Origin of the sequence: Corynebacterium sp. ACRQP, from assembly GCF_022345915.1 — a bacterium.
GTDB lineage: Bacteria > Actinomycetota > Actinomycetes > Mycobacteriales > Mycobacteriaceae > Corynebacterium > Corynebacterium lehmanniae.
In genome coordinates this window covers 1-14,515 of record NZ_JAKRMZ010000031.1, presented here as the reverse complement: position 1 = coordinate 14,515, position 14,515 = coordinate 1, and the positions used below count along the sequence as shown (strand labels likewise).

At 66.7% G+C, this 14,515-nt stretch carries 14 protein-coding genes and 1 pseudogene; 6 read left to right on the top strand and 9 right to left on the bottom strand.

The features are described from left to right. Positions 1 to 138: 138 nt before the first annotated feature. Positions 139 to 1,290, bottom strand: coding sequence for a phosphate ABC transporter substrate-binding protein PstS (gene pstS / locus MHY23_RS10910; RefSeq protein WP_181889024.1), 1,152 nt, complete (start codon positions 1,288 to 1,290; stop codon positions 139 to 141). Positions 1,291 to 1,454: 164 nt separating this feature from the next. Continuing rightward, entirely contained in the window at positions 1,455 to 2,327 is an 873-nt protein-coding gene (gene mshD, locus MHY23_RS10905; protein ID WP_181889025.1) for a mycothiol synthase, read from the bottom strand. A gap of 34 nt (positions 2,328 to 2,361) precedes the next feature. Between mshD and MHY23_RS10900 the strand changes: the two genes are divergently transcribed. Both MHY23_RS10900 and MHY23_RS10895 read left to right on the top strand, forming a co-directional pair. Continuing rightward, positions 2,362 to 3,087, top strand: coding sequence for a DUF2993 domain-containing protein (locus MHY23_RS10900; protein ID WP_239307575.1), 726 nt, complete (start codon positions 2,362 to 2,364; stop codon positions 3,085 to 3,087). Next, positions 3,080 to 3,721: an FABP family protein gene (locus tag MHY23_RS10895; protein ID WP_181889027.1), complete on the top strand. Its 642-nt coding sequence runs from the start codon at positions 3,080 to 3,082 to the stop codon at positions 3,719 to 3,721. Before MHY23_RS10900 ends, MHY23_RS10895 begins: the two co-directional genes overlap by 8 nt. On the opposite strand, the gene MHY23_RS10890 is transcribed toward MHY23_RS10895, so the two are convergent. Next, complete coding sequence (locus MHY23_RS10890; protein WP_239307574.1) at positions 3,718 to 4,614, bottom strand: aminodeoxychorismate lyase; 897 nt, start codon at positions 4,612 to 4,614, stop codon at positions 3,718 to 3,720. The genes MHY23_RS10895 and MHY23_RS10890 overlap by 4 nt on opposite strands. Positions 4,615 to 4,636: 22 nt before the next feature. Between MHY23_RS10890 and MHY23_RS10885 the strand changes: the two genes are divergently transcribed. Together MHY23_RS10885 and MHY23_RS10880 are read left to right on the top strand one after the other, a co-directional pair. After that, entirely contained in the window at positions 4,637 to 5,689 is a 1,053-nt protein-coding gene (locus MHY23_RS10885) for a folate-binding protein YgfZ (RefSeq protein ID WP_239307573.1), read from the top strand. Positions 5,690 to 5,820: 131 nt separating this feature from the next. Then, positions 5,821 to 6,021 carry a DUF3073 domain-containing protein gene (locus tag MHY23_RS10880; protein WP_181889030.1) on the top strand — a complete coding sequence of 67 codons (201 nt, stop codon included), beginning with the start codon at positions 5,821 to 5,823 and terminating at the stop codon, positions 6,019 to 6,021. A gap of 52 nt (positions 6,022 to 6,073) precedes the next feature. Here the strand turns inward: MHY23_RS10880 and purM are convergent, their stop codons facing one another. The 3 genes from purM to MHY23_RS10865 are packed head-to-tail and all read right to left on the bottom strand — an operon-like array spanning position 6,074 to position 9,055. Then, entirely contained in the window at positions 6,074 to 7,141 is a 1,068-nt protein-coding gene (gene purM, locus MHY23_RS10875) for a phosphoribosylformylglycinamidine cyclo-ligase (protein ID WP_239307572.1), read from the bottom strand. Next, positions 7,142 to 8,650, bottom strand: a complete 1,509-nt coding sequence (purF, locus tag MHY23_RS10870) for an amidophosphoribosyltransferase (RefSeq protein WP_239307571.1) — start codon at positions 8,648 to 8,650, stop codon at positions 7,142 to 7,144. Between the two features lie 24 nt (positions 8,651 to 8,674). Next, positions 8,675 to 9,055: a sterol carrier family protein gene (locus MHY23_RS10865; RefSeq protein ID WP_239307570.1), complete on the bottom strand. Its 381-nt coding sequence runs from the start codon at positions 9,053 to 9,055 to the stop codon at positions 8,675 to 8,677. A gap of 24 nt (positions 9,056 to 9,079) precedes the next feature. On the opposite strand from MHY23_RS10865, the gene MHY23_RS10860 reads away from it, so the two are divergent. Then, positions 9,080 to 10,087: an acyl-CoA thioesterase gene (locus MHY23_RS10860; RefSeq protein WP_239307569.1), complete on the top strand. Its 1,008-nt coding sequence runs from the start codon at positions 9,080 to 9,082 to the stop codon at positions 10,085 to 10,087. A gap of 80 nt (positions 10,088 to 10,167) precedes the next feature. Here MHY23_RS10860 and purL read toward each other — a convergent pair whose 3' ends face one another. Genes purL through purS form a run of 3 tightly spaced genes read right to left on the bottom strand, consistent with a single transcriptional unit; the run spans position 10,168 to position 13,353 of the window. Next, positions 10,168 to 12,444, bottom strand: coding sequence for a phosphoribosylformylglycinamidine synthase subunit PurL (gene purL / locus MHY23_RS10855; RefSeq protein WP_239307568.1), 2,277 nt, complete (start codon positions 12,442 to 12,444; stop codon positions 10,168 to 10,170). A 7-nt stretch (positions 12,445 to 12,451) separates the two neighbouring features. After that, the gene (gene purQ / locus MHY23_RS10850; RefSeq protein WP_239307567.1) at positions 12,452 to 13,126 is read right to left on the bottom strand and encodes a phosphoribosylformylglycinamidine synthase subunit PurQ; all 675 of its coding nucleotides are present in this window, start codon (positions 13,124 to 13,126) and stop codon (positions 12,452 to 12,454) included. Further along, positions 13,123 to 13,353 carry a phosphoribosylformylglycinamidine synthase subunit PurS gene (gene purS / locus MHY23_RS10845; RefSeq protein WP_181889037.1) on the bottom strand — a complete coding sequence of 77 codons (231 nt, stop codon included), beginning with the start codon at positions 13,351 to 13,353 and terminating at the stop codon, positions 13,123 to 13,125. Before purS ends, purQ begins: the two co-directional genes overlap by 4 nt. 221 nt (positions 13,354 to 13,574) lie before the next feature. Here purS and MHY23_RS10840 point away from each other — a divergent pair. After that, positions 13,575 to 14,006 (top strand): annotated as a pseudogene (locus MHY23_RS10840) (lamin tail domain-containing protein); the annotation flags it as partial. Positions 14,007 to 14,515 lie beyond the last annotated feature (509 nt).

Genomic DNA, 14,515 nt, shown 5'->3' with positions numbered 1-14,515 from the left:
CGAAGATGAATCGTTGTGGACGGCGGAAACTGGGGCTTGCGCTCCACTTCTCCGCATAGAGAGACCCCCAAAGATCGGAATCTGAGGGGGTCTATCTGCCTACTGCGGCCTAAGACCGCAGTAGCCGATTGCCAGCAATTACTTGATGGCGTTGATAGCCTCGCGCAGACGCTCAGCGTGTGCACCCTTGACCGGGATGAAGCCCTCAGCAGCGAGCTCGTCGTCCTGGCTGTCCAGAGCAACGTTGAGGAAGTCCTTGACCATCTTGGAGGTTGCCTCGTCGTAGCCGGCGGAGCAGACGATCTCGTAGGTGGTCAGAACCAGCGGGTATGCGCCAGCAGCGTCGGTCTTGAACAGCTTGTCAGAGTCGACGACCATGTTGTGGCCCTCGGTCTTGAACTCGAGGCCGTCCAGGGTCTTCTCAACAGCCTCGTCGGTGAGCTCAACCGGGCCGCCACCGAAGTCGATGTTGGCCTTCTTGTCAGCGAAGCCAGCCTCAACGTAGGTGATTGCACCCTCGGTCGCGTTGACCTCCTGTGCCACACCGGAGGAGCCGTTGGCGCCGGTGCCCACAGCGTTCGGGAATGCCTTGCCGGTGGACTCCCACTTGCCGTCGGAAGCGGCAGCCAGGAACTTCTGGAAGTTGTCGGAGGTGCCGGACTCGTCGGAGCGGTAGAAGACGTTGATCGGAGCGTCCGGGAGCTCGACGCCCTCGTTGTTCTCGGCGATCTTCGGGTCGTTCCAGGTGGTGATGACGCCCTGGAAGATCTCGACGATGTTGTCGACGGTCAGGTTCAGCTCGTCCACGCCGTCCAGGTTGTAGGCGATTGCGACCGGGCCGATGACGAACGGCAGGTGCCATGCCTCGTTGCCGCCGCAGCGGTCAGCGGCTGCCTGGACCTGGTCGTCCTTCAGCGGGGAGTCGGAGCCAGCGAACACTGCCTGGTTAGCAATGAAGTTCTTCTGGCCAGCGCCGGAGCCGGACGGGGTGTAGGCCAGCTGCGCACCCGGAACCTCGGATGCGTAGACGGACGCGAAGTAGTCCATCGCGTTCTGCTGGGAGGAAGCGCCCTCTGCGACGAGGGTGCCCTCCTGGCCGGAGAGCTCGTAGTCGCCGGACTTCGAGTCGCTGTCCTTGCTGTCCTTGTCGTCGGAGGACACGGCCTCGGTTGCGGACTCAACAGCGTCGGTAGCTGCGTTGTCCTCGGAGTCGCCGCAAGCGACGAGGGAAGCGGAAGAGAGGGCAACGACGCCAGCGATTGCTGCGGTGCGCTTGAAGTTACGGATCACGGGATACCTTTCCGGTGCTAACGGGTCAGTTTCGAGTGTCGGAACAACTGTCCGATTACTCACGAGTGCAAACCTACGGAACCCTGGTTAATGGCCGGTAGCCAGTTAAGTGAATAACTGGTGAACTCCCGCCCATCACAACGTTTCCGCAGGTAAAAGCCAGGCTACCGGTAGACAACGTGACTTTCATCAACTTTGAATCCGAGCTGCGTATACCGCTTCACCGCGGGCTCATTGTCTGCCTCAACATAGAGGATGACCTGCGGGGATCCACCCTGGACCAGGTGCGCCAACCCCATCTGCATCAATGGTCCCCCCATTCCCTCCCCCCGATGCTCTGAGGCGAGCCCAACCACATACACCTCACCCGTCCCATCGGGGTGACGCTTGGTCCAGTGGAACCCAGCCAACTGTTCGCCTTCGTACAGCAGCTGCACACCCGCCGGGTCAAACCACTCAGCCTCCATCGCGCGGTGCAACCGCTCCACGTCCCAGCCTCCCTGTTCCGGGTGCCAGGAAAAGGCGTCGTTGTTCACTTCGAGCCATTGCTTCTCGACGGCGTCCCGTCCCCAACGCTCCACCGCCCCCACGTAGTCCAGGGCTTCAAACCCTGCCGGCAGCTCTGGCCCGCCGGCAGCGATGTCGTCGGCGGAAATCCCCATCACCAGCAGCTCCCGGACTACCTCGAGCCCCAGTTTCGCCGCGAGCGCCTTCGCCCCCGGAAGGTTGCCGTGCGCCCACAGCCCGGCGTCAGGGTTTTCGGCACGGACTGTGCGCGCCAGTGCTTCGCCGATGGCTTCGCGGCGGCGCTCCGGGTGCACGACCAGCTCGGCTGAGCCGTCCTCCGCCAGTCCCGCGCAGGCCACCACCTCGCCGTCGCGCTCGGCCAGGAAGTGGGCGTGGCGGAGGCGATCGTCGTCAAGCCCCTGCACAAAGCTTTCGGAGAAGGCGGCGATGCCGTCGTGGGTTTCGGCGGCCTCAAGCAAGGGTCGCACGCGGTCGCCGGGCAGGTGGGCGCTTAGGATATCGGCAGTCATGGCTCCCAAGGCTACGTGCGGGAAGGAGGGCGCGGTGAAGAAAGCGGTCGTGGTCGCGGCGGTACTCGTCGCCGCCCTCGGGCTCGCGGATACCGCGCTGGCCTCGCACGTGGAGCACGACCTCGCGCGCGAAGGTGTGGAGGCGGAGGTCAGCGCCGTGCCCTTTGTGTGGTCGGGCATCTCAGGCCGCGTCCCGCGTGTCACCGTGAAGCGCACCGACGCGGACATCCCCGGCCCCGGGGTGGGCACGGTGAGCGTGGAAATGTTCAACCTCAAGCTGGACACACCTTCGGATGCGCTGCGCGGCGAAGTCGTCGGCGCGGATGCCCGCCTGGTGCGCCGCCGCATCCGCCTCGACGGCGTGGGCTTCGGCGAGCTGCTGGGCATCACGAACCTGGACATGGCCAACCCCTACGACATCTCCCCCACCGGCGGCGTGGCCAGCGAGGCGCGCCTGACCGGCACCGCGCCCGACGCCCGCGAGCCCGCCACCGTGGTGGTGACGCTGCGGCTTGTCGACGGCACATTCCGCATGCGGCCGAGCCAGCTCCTCGACGTCGCGGACGGCGACGAACAGGCCGTGCTGGACGGATTCAGTCTCGACCTGGACACCCGGGAGCTGCCGCTCGGCGGGCCCGCGGACCTGGTGCAGCTTCGCGGGGGCTCGCTCGAGCTGTCCCGCGACCGGGTAAACACCGTGGTGGAGCCGGCGGATCTGGAGCCGTTGGCGGGAGCGTCTACGCTGGGGCAGCATGACTGATGAAAACAAGCTCAACGGCAACGACGCTGTGAACCTCGCGGCGGAGCAGTCCAAGAACACCGCGCACCGCAACATCCCGGAGCTGGGCTTCGAGGACATGCCGCTCGCGGCGGACACCGCAAACCTGCGCTACGGCCCCTCGCTTCACGACGGCCTGCTGGCCCTGCTGCCGCTCGTCGGCGTGTGGACCGGCTCCGGCCAGGCCAACGATCCGTCCGACCCGGAGGGCGAGGAGTACGCCTTCGGCCAGCAGCTGGTGGTTTCCCACGACGGCGAGAATTACCTACGCTTCGAGTCCCGCATCTGGCGCCTGGATTCCGAGGGCAACGCCACCGGCGCGGACCAGCGCGAGGTGGGGTTCTGGCGCATCTCGCTCAAGGACGAGATCGAGGTGACGCTGACGAACTCCCGCGGCCTGGTGGAGATCATGTACGGCGGGCTGGTCAACGAGCGCGCGTGGCAGCTCACCAGCGCCTCCACCATCGCCACGGAGACCGGCCCGGCCGCCCACGGCCCGGGCAAGCGCCTCTACGGCCTGATGCCCAACAACAACCTGGGCTGGGTGGACGAGCGCGCCGTCGACGGCGAAATGGTGCCCTACATGTCCGCCGAGCTGAAGCGAGTGGCGGGCTAAGCTACCGCGTTTTCTATGAGCTGCCTGATCTCCGCGGCGTTGTCGGGGGCGGGCAGCTTTTCGCCGTCGAGACGTTTCACGCGCGCGGCGATGCGGGTGGAGCTGACCAACCAGACGGACTCGGCTTTCAGCAGCTCGCCCAAGTAGATGTCCTTGGCCTTGCACTTCCAGCCGAGCTTTTCCGCGTGCTCGAAGACGGCGGCCTGGGTGGTGCCGGCCATCACGCCCGCGCCCGGGGCCGGGGTGCGCAGGCGGCCGCCCTTTTTCACCATGAGCACGCTCGACGTCGCACCTTCGAGCACGCGCCCGGTGTCCGGGTCGATGTAGATGATGTCGTCCGCGCCCTGCTCCCCCGCCCAGCGCAGGGCCGCCATGGTCAGCGCATAGTTCAGCGTTTTCGCGCCGTCGCGCATCCACGGCACGTCCAAGTCGATGGCGTAGCCGCGCGGGGTGGTCAGCACGCTCACTCCGCGTTCGCGCTGGCGCAGCACGCTTTCCGGCAGCGGCCGCACCGTGATCCAGGCGGTGGGCACCCCGGTGGTTTCGCGCCCGCGGGTCATGGTCCAAGTAACCTTCGCCTCGATGTCTGCGGCATCCCCGCGCTCCTGGCAGTAGTCGGCCACGGCCTCCTCGGTCGCGCGAATCCAGTGCTCCCGGCCCGGCTCCGGCAGGCCCAAAAGTTTCGCGGAGCGCGCGAAGCGCTTCAGGTGCTTGCCCAGGTTTCGCGGCTTTCCCCCGCGCACGAGGATGGACTCGAAGATGCCGTCGCCGCGTGTGACGGCCGCGTCGTCCCAGAACACGTGCGGCATGTTCGGGTTCTGACGCCGCACCGAGCCGCCGAACGGCTCCACCAGGTAGATCACGGGCGCGGGCGTTAGCTGGGGAAAAACCATAGTGGCCCTATGATAGGCGCCCATGGGTTACGCATCGGAGCTTTTGACACGTCCCGGCGCACAGGAGCTGCCCGGGGCCTCGCTTCTCGACGCCAAAGGGGTCCCCTGGCACTACGGCAACCCCCTCGTGGAGCAGCGCATCACCGAACCGACGCTGGTGGACCGCTCCCACCGCGCCGTCGTCGCCGTCTCGGGCCCTGACGCGCCGACATTCCTCAACAACCTGCTCTCGCAGAAGCTGGACGACGTCGCCGACGGCTTCGCCGCTGCCGCCTTGGATCTGGACGCGCAGGGCCGCATCCTGCACCACGCCGACGTGGCGGTGGCCGGCGGCGTCTACTACTTCGACCTGCCGTCCTACCAGCGCGAATCCTTCGTGGACTTCCTGCGCAAGATGGTGTTCTGGTCCGAGGTGACCATCGAGGAGCCGGACCTGGGCGTGCTCACCATCCTGGGCCCGGTGGCACAGCCGGACTTGGGCCAGGTGTTCACCCGCCGCCTGGACGGCTGGGGCGGGGTCGGCCGCACCGACATCGCGGTGCCGAAGGCCCGGATTGCCGAGGTCGCGGACCAATTCCCGCTCGCGGGGCTGATGGCCTTTACCGCCTTCCGCGTCGCTGCCGGCGAGCCGGAAACGCGCGCGGACTTGGACGAGAAATCCATCCCACACGAGGCGCCGAACCTGATCAACCGCGGCGAGAATATCCGCGCCGTCCACCTGGATAAGGGCTGCTACCGCGGGCAGGAAACCGTCGCGCGCGTGGAGAACCTGGGCCGCTCCCCCAGGCTGCTGGTCAAGCTGCAGCTGGACGGCTCCGCCCCGTCCGAGCCGGAGATCGGCGCCGAGATCACCGCCAGCGGGCGCAAGGTGGGTCGCGTCGGCACCGTGGTGCACGACGCCGACGAGGGGCCGGTTGCGCTGGCTTTGGTGAAGCGCTCTGCGCTGCAGGCGCCGCTGGACATCGGCGGCACGGCGGCGTCGGTGGACCAGTCGTCCCTGCCTGCGGATGAGGGCGACCACGCGGGACGCCGGGCCGTCGATAGGCTGAGGCGCGGACCTGAGAGCCAGCTATAAAAGCTGTTCAGACCCCCAAAGCGCATTTTTTCTGAGTGCAAGCTATAGTGTCCTACAGGAAAATATCGTAAATAAGTATGAGGCCGCCTCTTTAGAAGGCCGCCCAAGAACCACCTCAAGGGGGTCACGCCATGGGCCGCGGACGCGCAAAAGCCAAGCAGACCAAGGTTGCTCGCCAGCTGAAGTACAACACTCCTGAAATGGACCTGGATTCCCTGCAGCGAGAGCTTGCAGGCCAGGCCCCGCGACGCAGCTGGGACGACGACGAGGCAGAGGTGGACGACCAGTACGCGGAGTACGCGGACTGGGACGACGAGGACGACGACCGCTAGTCCACCACCTCAATGAAAAAGCACCCCTCACCGGGGTGCTTTTTACGTATTCCTAGTACTGCGGGTGCGAGCCGGTGAGCACGGCGCGGGCAGTATCGCCCTCGCCCGCGGCGCGGACCTCGCCGAGATCCCACGCGTCGATGTGGCGCGCCGCCAGGATGGCCAGGGCGCGGTCCCGGTCCTCCGGGCTGACGATGGCCACCATGCCGACGCCCATGTTGAACGTCTTCTCCATCTCCTCGTCCGGCACCTGGCCGACGGACTTGATGGTGCGGAAGATCGGCCCCGGGGTCCAGGTGGTGCGGCGCATCTCCGCCACTAGCCCCTCGGGGATGATGCGCTCCATGTTGCCGGCCAGGCCGCCGCCGGTGACGTGGCAGAACGTGTGCACCTCGCACTCTGCGGCCAACGCCAGGCAGTCCAGGGCGTAGATGCGGGTCGGCTCAAGCAGCTCCTCGCCGAGGGTGCGGCCCAGCTCCTCCATCTCCGCGTCCAGGGGCAGCCCGGCGCGCTCCAGCAGCACGTGGCGGGCCAGGGAGTAGCCGTTGGAATGCAGGCCGGAAGACGCCATGGCGATGATGGCGTCGCCCTCGCGGACCTTGTCCGGGCCGAGCAGCTCGGCGGCCTCGACCACGCCGACGGCGGTGGCGGACACGTCGTACTCGTCCGGCTCCATCACGCCCGGGTGCTCAGCGGTCTCGCCGCCGAGCAGGGCGCAGCCGGCCTGGACGCAGCCCTCGGCGATGCCGGAGACAATCTCGGCGACCTTCTCGGGCACGACCTTGCCGATGGCGATGTAGTCCTGCAGGAACAGCGGCTCGGCGCCGCAGACGACCAAGTCGTCCACGCACATGGCCACCAGGTCGATGCCAATGGTGTCGTGCCTGTCCATGGCCTGCGCCACGGCGAGCTTCGTGCCCACGCCGTCGGAGCCTGCGGCCAGCAGCGGTTCCTTGTACTTGCCCAGGGCAAACAGGCCGGCGAAGCCGCCTAGGCCGCCGCGGACCTCCGGGCGGGTGGCGCGCTTGGCGTGCGGGGCGAAAAGCTCCACGGCCTTGTCGCCGGCCTCGATGGACACGCCGGCGGCTTCGTAGGAAACCGGATTCTGTTCAGTACTCATTTAGGCTTCTGCACCTTTCTGGATGCGTCGGACAAGGTCGGCGTTGGGGTTGCCCTCCGGCAGGCCCAGTGGGTAGTCGCCGGTGAAGCAGGCCGCGCAGAGGTTTTCCTTGGGCTGGTTCGAGGCGGCAATCATGTCGTCGATGGGCACGAATGCCAGCGAATCCGCCCCGATCATCGTGCGGATGGACTCGGCAACCGCCTCGTCGTTGTCGGTGCGGCCATGGTTGGCGATCAGCTCGCCCGGGCTGGCGAAGTCGATGCCGTAGAAGCACGGCCACTTCACCGGCGGCGAGGCGATGCGCACGTGCACCTCCGCCGCGCCCGCCTCCCGCAGCATGCGGATGAGCTTGCGCTGCGTGTTGCCGCGCACGATGGAATCGTCCACCACCACGAGCTTCTTGCCCTCGATGACCTCGCGCACCGGGTTGAGCTTTAAGCGCAGGCCCAGCTGGCGCAGGGTGTCGGAGGGTTGGATGAACGTTCGGCCCACGTAGGCGTTTTTCATCATGCCCTGCTTGAACGGGATGCCGGCCGCCTCCGCGTAGCCGATGGCGGCGGGGGTGCCGGACTCCGGCACGGGCATGACCAGGTCCGCCTCCACCGGGCTCACCTTGGACAGGCGGCGGCCGATCTCGATGCGCGAGGCGTTGACGGTCTGCCCGTCGATGACGGAGTCGGGGCGCGCGACGTAGACGTACTCGAACACGCAGTGCGCCTTCGGGGTCTCGGCGAAGCGCTCGGAGTGCACGCCGGATTCGTCGATAGCGACCATCTCGCCCGGCTCGATGTCGCGCACAAACGACGCGCCGACGATGTCCAGAGCGCAGGTCTCGGAGGCAACCACCCAGCCGCCGTCGAGGCGGCCCAACGACAGCGGGCGCACGCCGTGCGGGTCGCGCGCCGCGTACAACGTGTGGCCGTCGGTGACCATGAAGCAGAAGGCGCCTTTGACGCGGGGCAGGAGTTCACGTGCGGCGTCGAGAAGCGTCTTGCCCTCGGTGACCAGATCGGCCAGCAACGCAGAAACCACCGCGGTGTCCGAGGACGAGCCCTGGCCGTTCACCCCGGCCGGCGGGATGAGCTTCTTCGCAATCGCCTCGTTCTGCAACTCCACGTAGTTGACCAGGTTGCCGTTGTGCGCCAGCGCGATGTCGGTGCCGTTGGGCGAGGTGCGGAACATCGGCTGGACGTTCTCCCACGAATTGCCGCCGGCCGTGGAGTAGCGGGTATGCCCGATCGCCACATCGCCCTGCAGCGCCTCCAGCGCGGGTTCGTCGAAGACCTGGCTGACCAGGCCGGTGTCCTTGAACACCACCAGTTTGTCCGGGTCTCCCACCGCGATGCCGGCGCCTTCCTGGCCGCGGTGCTGCAGCGCAAACAGGCCGAAGTAGCTCAGCTTGGCCACATCCTCGCCCGGCGCCCAGACGCCGAACACGCCGCACTCGTCGCGCGGGGTGTCGCTGTCGATATCGAAGTCCTGACTTGGTTTAGGGCTCTCCGTAAACACGCCCCTCACTGTATCCGAGTCCGCTTAGCGCAGCGCAATCACGGGAAGACCGGCGGCGATTTCGGCGGCGCGGGACCCGGAGGCGTCGATAGTCCCCCGCTCCAGCTCCTCGGCGAAACTGGCCAGCCCGGTGGCCAGCCGCAGCCAAGTCTCAGGCTTCATCTCCACCACGTTCGGCGGGGTGCCACGCGTGTGCCGCGGCCCCTCGACACACTGCACCGCCACAAACGGCGGCACGCGCAGCTCCACCGAGTGCCCCGGGAGCTCCTCGGCGAGGGTGCGCGCGGTGCGTCGGCAAGCATTTGCAAGCTCGCTTCTCGACGGCTCCGCTGCCCCACCCTCCAACCACCCAGCCACCTGCTGGATCGCCTCACGTGTCAGCGCCGGGTCTTGTTTCTGCACCATGACACACCATATTAAGGTGGCCCCATGCCAAATACCCGCGTCGCCGCCGAGCGCTCCCCGTCCGTGACCCTGCGATTCATGGCCTCGCCTACCGACGTGCTGCACCACGGCGCCCAGGGCGTCTCCGGCGGCCGCGTGCTGGAGTGGATCGATAAAGCCGCCTACGCCTGCGCCGCGCAGTGGTCCGCCACCTACTGCGTCACCGCGTACGTCGGCCACATCCACTTCACCCGGCCGATTCCCTCGGGCCACATCGTGGAGGTGCGCTCCCGCATCGCCATGACCGGGCGGTCCTCCATGCACATCGTCAACGAGGTGCTCTCCGCCGACCCGCGCGAAGGTATCTTCACCCGCGCCTGCGACTGCCTGGTGGTGTTCGTGGCCAAGGACCCGGACACCGGGAAGTCCATGGCGGTGCCGTCGTTTGTGCCGACGGACGACGAAGAGCGCCGCGTCGCCGAAGCCGCCAAGTCCCGCATCGGGCTGCGCCAGGCCATCGAATCCGAGATGGAGGCGCAGACCTACACCGACGACTCCACCGCCCCGCGTATCGTGCACCGCTTCATGGCTAAGCCCACCGACGTGAACTGGGGCGGCAACGTCCACGGCGGCACCGCCATGGAATGGATCGACGAGGCCGGGCTGGCCTGCACCATGGAGTGGTCCGGAGAGCGCACCGTGGCGGTATACGCCGGCGGCATCCGCTTCTACCACCCCGTGCACATCGGCGACCTGATCGAGGTGGACGCGCGCATCACCCGCACCGACTCGCGCTCCATCCACACCTCGGTGCACCTGCGCGCCGGCGACCCGCGCGGCGGGCGGGACAACTTGAAGGACGCCATCCACGCCACGTTCACCTACATCGGCATCGACATTGACGGCAACCCCCTGCCGGCGCGCAAGTTCACCCCGGTCACCGAGGAGGACCAGCGCCTCTGGGAGCACACGCAGACGCTGAAGGACCTGCGCGGGCAGTATGAGCCGGTGCCGCTGGTCAAGCCGCTGCCGCCGGTGCAGCGCACGTCCTAGGTCTTTTCGCACCCGTATAAGCGTTTGGGGAATGTGGCAAATATTTGCCGCATTCCCCAAACGCTTAATTGGTGGTCGCGCTACACCGCCGCGTTCGGCGCCGTTGCGGCCGCGAAGTGCGACGGCATGGTCGCCGCCCACGCGCCGGCGAGCTCCGCCACCTGGATCTCCTGCCCAGCCACGCGCAGCACACCGTCGTCAGTGGTCTCGCCCAGCACTGCGACCGGGATGCCCGCGGAGTTCGCGCGCTCCACGGCGGCCTCCGCGCGGTCGCTGGTCACGGCGACCAGCACGCGGGAGGCGGACTCGGAGAACAGCGCGGTGAACGCGTCTTCGTGCACGCCCTCCAGGTTCAGCTCCGCGCCCTTGTCGGAGCCGAGCAGCAGCTCGAACACCGCCTGGGACAGGCCGCCCTCAGACAGGTCGTGCGCGGCCGCGATGCCCGCGGCGTTGCCGGCGAAGAACTCCGCCAGGCGGGCCTCGTTAGCCAGGTCCACCTGCGGCGGCAGGCCGGCCAGGCCCGCGCCGGAGATGTCCTGCCACACGGAGCCGCCGAACTCGTCCTTGGTCTCGCCGAGCAGGATCAGGGTGTACTGCTCGTCCGTGGACGGCAACGCGTGCGGGATGGCCTTCTCCACGTCCTCCATCACGCCCAGCACGCCGACCACGGGGGTGGGCAGGATCGGTGTCTCGCCGGTCTGGTTGTAGAAGGACACATTGCCGCCGGAGACTGGGATGGCGAGTTCAGCGGAGCCGTCGGCAAGCCCGTGCACTGCCTCGCGGAACTGCCACATCACATCCGGGTTCTCCGGGGAGCCGAAGTTGAGGCAGTTGGTCACGGCGACCGGGGTGGCGCCGGTGACGGCGACGTTGCGGTACGCCTCCGCAAGCGCGAGGCGCGCGCCCATGTTCGGGTCGAGGTAGGTGTAGCGGCCCGACGCGTCTGCGGAGACGGCCACGCCGCGGTTGGTTTTCTCGTTGATGCGCAGCACGCCGGAGTTGGCGTACTTGGCCTGCACGGTGTTGCCGCGCACGTAGCGGTCGTACTGCTCAGTGATGAAGTCGCGGGAGCACAACGCGGGCGATGCGACCATCTTCAGCCATGCGTCCTTGATGTCGCTTTGCTTCTCGACGTCACCTCCGGCCTGCACACCATCCTGCCAATCCGGGCGCGCGTAGGGACGCTCGTAGATCGGGCCCTCGTCGATAGTCGACGGCGGGGCGTCCACCACGAGCTCGCCGTTGTGGAACACCTGCAGACGGTCCGCGTCCGAGGTGACCTCGCCGATGACGGACGCGAGCACGTCCCACTTGGCGCAGATTTCCATGAACTTATCCACGTCCTCCGGCGCCACAACCGCGCACATGCGCTCCTGGGACTCGGAGGCGAGGATCTCCGCGGCGGACATGTTCTCTGCGCGCAGGGGCACGTTGTCCAGGTTGACGGTCATGCCGCCGTCGCCGGACGCCGCCAGCTCGGAGGTGGCGCAGGACAGGCCGCCGCCGCCGAGGTCCTGGATGCCCTCGACCACGCCGGCTGCGTACAGCTCGAGGCAGCACTCGATGAGGACCTTCTCCGCGAACGGGTCGCCCACCTGCACGGCCGGCAGCTTGCGCTCCTCGCCTTCCTCGAAAGTGGCGGAGCCCAGCACGGACACGCCGCCGATGCCGTCGAGGCCGGTGCGGGAGCCGAACAGGATGACCTTGTTGCCGGTGCCGGAGGCGAACGCCAGGTGGAGGTCCTCCACTTTCAGCGTGCCCACGCACAGCGCGTTGACCAGCGGGTTGCCCGCGTATGCGGGGTCGAAGACGGTCTCGCCGCCGATGTTGGGCAGGCCCAGGCAGTTGCCGTAGCCGCCGATGCCGTGGACCACGCCCGGTAGGACACGTTTGGTGTCTTCAGCGTCGATAGGCCCGAAGCGCAGCTGGTCCATCACGGCGATCGGGCGCGCGCCCATGGCCATGATGTCGCGGACGATGCCGCCGACGCCGGTGGCCGCGCCCTGGTACGGCTCCACGAAGGAGGGGTGGTTGTGGCTTTCCACGCGGAAGGTCACCGCGTCGCCGCCGCCGATGTCCACCACGCCGGCGTTCTCGCCGATGCCGGCGAGGATCTTCGACGCCATCTCCTCGGTCATGGTCTGGCCGAAGTAGCGCAGGTGCGTCTTGGAGGACTTGTAGGAGCAGTGCTCGGACCACATCACGGAGTACAGCGTCAGCTCCGCGTCGGTAGGTCTGCGGCCCAGAATGGCCTTGATCTTGGCGTACTCGTCGTCCTTCAGGCCCAGCTCGGCGTACGGCTGCTCGAGCTCCGGGGTGTCGAAGGCGTTGTCGACGGTGTCGTTGTGCACGGTCATTTCGGGTCTACGCTCCGATCTTCGAAATCGCGTCGATGGCGGAAGTGAACAGGCCGAGACCGTCCGTGGACGGGCCGGTCAGCGTCTCAATGGCGTGCTCCGGGTGCGGCATGAGACCCACCACGCGGCCGGTCTCGTTAGTCACGCCGGCGATGCCGTTGATGGAGCCGTTGAAGTTATCCGTGTAGCGGAACACCACACGGCCCTCCTTCTCCAGCGCCTCAATGGTCTCCGGGGCGGCCTGGAAACGGCCCTCGCCGTGCTTGGCGGGCACATAGATGCGCTCGCCCAGCTGGCTGGTCCACGCGGTGGAGGTGTTTTCCACCTCGAGGTAGGTGTCCACGCAGTGGAAGTTCAGGCCCTGGTTGCGGGTCAGCGCGCCCGGCAGCAGGCCAGTCTCGGTGAGAATCTGGAAGCCGTTGCAGATGCCGAGCACTGGCATGCCCTTCTTCGCAGCCTCCACCACGGCGCCCATCATCGGGGCCTGCGCGGCGATCGCGCCCGAACGCAAGTAATCGCCGTAGGAAAAGCCGCCCGGGACGACAACCGCGTCCACGCCGGTGAGGTCGTTGTCCGCGTGCCACAGCTGGCGCGGTTCGGCGCCGGCGAGGCGGACGGCGCGCAGCGCGTCGACGTCGTCAAGCGTGCCCGGAAAAGTAATGACTCCGATAGTTGCGCTCATCGCACAACCTCGAAGTCCTCGATAACGGTGTTAGTCAGCAGCGTTTCAGCCATGCGCTTCAGCTCGGCGTCGGAGACCGAATCATCCACCTCTATTTCGAAGCGCTTGCCCTGGCGGACGTCAGTCACCCCCTCGACTCCGATCCGGCCCAGTGCGCGGAGCACCGCCTGACCCTGCGGATCAAGAATTTCGGCCTTGGGCATGACATTGACGACGACTCGTGCCATGAGAATCCTTCACGTTTCGGGAGGTTGATGGACCTTTGCGGTACGCGCGTCAGTATATCGGACGCCCCGACACGGCCCGAAACCCTAGCTGACCGGCAGAAAGTGAACGAATGGTGAATTCTCAGAAAATCCTGCCATCTCGCCAAGCGCACTCTGAGAAGAACAGTTAGTTTGATTTTGCTATTACCCATCTTCCCTTCAGTTTCTCCCGAGAGGTCCCCATGTCCACTTCCCGCAAGAGCCTCGGTGCCGCGTTCGCAATCGCGTTGGCCGCAGGCACCGTTTCAGTCGTCGCACCGACTGCGTCTGCAGCCCCCGACGGTTCCAATGTCGTCATCAACGAGGTCTACGGCGGTGGCGGTAACAGCCGTTCCCTCTACTCCAATGACTTCGTGGAGTTGTACAACCCGACCGACAACGACATCGACGTCACCGGCTGGTTCGTGGACAGGTACTCAGCCGCAGGGAACATCCAGCAGTCCGTAGAACTCAGTGGCACGGTTCCAGCGGGCGGGTACTTCCTTATCCAAGGCAAGATGGGCGCAAACGCTACCGGTGCGCTTCCCACGCCGGACCTGGTCGCAGATACCCTCGACTTCGGTGCAAAGGGAGCCATTGCAGCTCTCCGGAACGGAGACACCGAAATCGACCGCGTCGGTTGGGGTAGTGCTTCCGCATACGAGGGCCGCCCTGCCCGCGCTACTGCGAACGAGACCTCCATTCAGCGCAAGGAAGTCGGAGTCGACACCGATAACAACGCAGACGACTTCATCGTTGCAGCACCAACGCCGAACAGCTCCGGCAATGGCCCGGCAGAGCCCACTCCGACGGATCCGGATCCGACGGACCCAGTGGAGCCGGGCGATCCGAAGCCTGAAGGCGAAATCACTCCGATTGCTGAGATCCAGGGCACCGGCGCAGAGTCACCCCTGCAGGGCAAGACGGTGACCACCGAAGGCGTCGTCACGGCTGTGTACGACGAGGGCGGGAAGAACGGTTTCTTCCTGCAGACCGCAGGCTCTGGCGGGCAGCCGAAGAACCGAGGGTGTCCGATTCTTTGTGTGCGGGGGTTTGGTTTACAAGTAGTCCGCGAATCGGTCGGGGTAAGCCACGGCTAGTTGGTTGATGGCTTGTTTCCACCCGGTGGCTTTCGCTCCTTCAA

Coding starts and splice junctions, on each gene's coding strand:
- mshD (WP_181889025.1), bottom strand. CDS start 2,327: ATGACTGCCGATATCCTAAGCGCCCACCTGCCCGGCGACCGCGTGCGA.
- MHY23_RS10895 (WP_181889027.1), top strand. CDS start 3,080: ATGACTGATGAAAACAAGCTCAACGGCAACGACGCTGTGAACCTCGCG.
- MHY23_RS10890 (WP_239307574.1), bottom strand. CDS start 4,614: ATGGTTTTTCCCCAGCTAACGCCCGCGCCCGTGATCTACCTGGTGGAG.
- MHY23_RS10885 (WP_239307573.1), top strand. CDS start 4,637: ATGGGTTACGCATCGGAGCTTTTGACACGTCCCGGCGCACAGGAGCTG.
- MHY23_RS10880 (WP_181889030.1), top strand. CDS start 5,821: ATGGGCCGCGGACGCGCAAAAGCCAAGCAGACCAAGGTTGCTCGCCAG.
- purM (WP_239307572.1), bottom strand. CDS start 7,141: ATGAGTACTGAACAGAATCCGGTTTCCTACGAAGCCGCCGGCGTGTCC.
- MHY23_RS10865 (WP_239307570.1), bottom strand. CDS start 9,055: ATGGTGCAGAAACAAGACCCGGCGCTGACACGTGAGGCGATCCAGCAG.
- MHY23_RS10860 (WP_239307569.1), top strand. CDS start 9,080: ATGCCAAATACCCGCGTCGCCGCCGAGCGCTCCCCGTCCGTGACCCTG.
- purL (WP_239307568.1), bottom strand. CDS start 12,444: ATGACCGTGCACAACGACACCGTCGACAACGCCTTCGACACCCCGGAG.
- purQ (WP_239307567.1), bottom strand. CDS start 13,126: ATGAGCGCAACTATCGGAGTCATTACTTTTCCGGGCACGCTTGACGAC.
- purS (WP_181889037.1), bottom strand. CDS start 13,353: ATGGCACGAGTCGTCGTCAATGTCATGCCCAAGGCCGAAATTCTTGAT.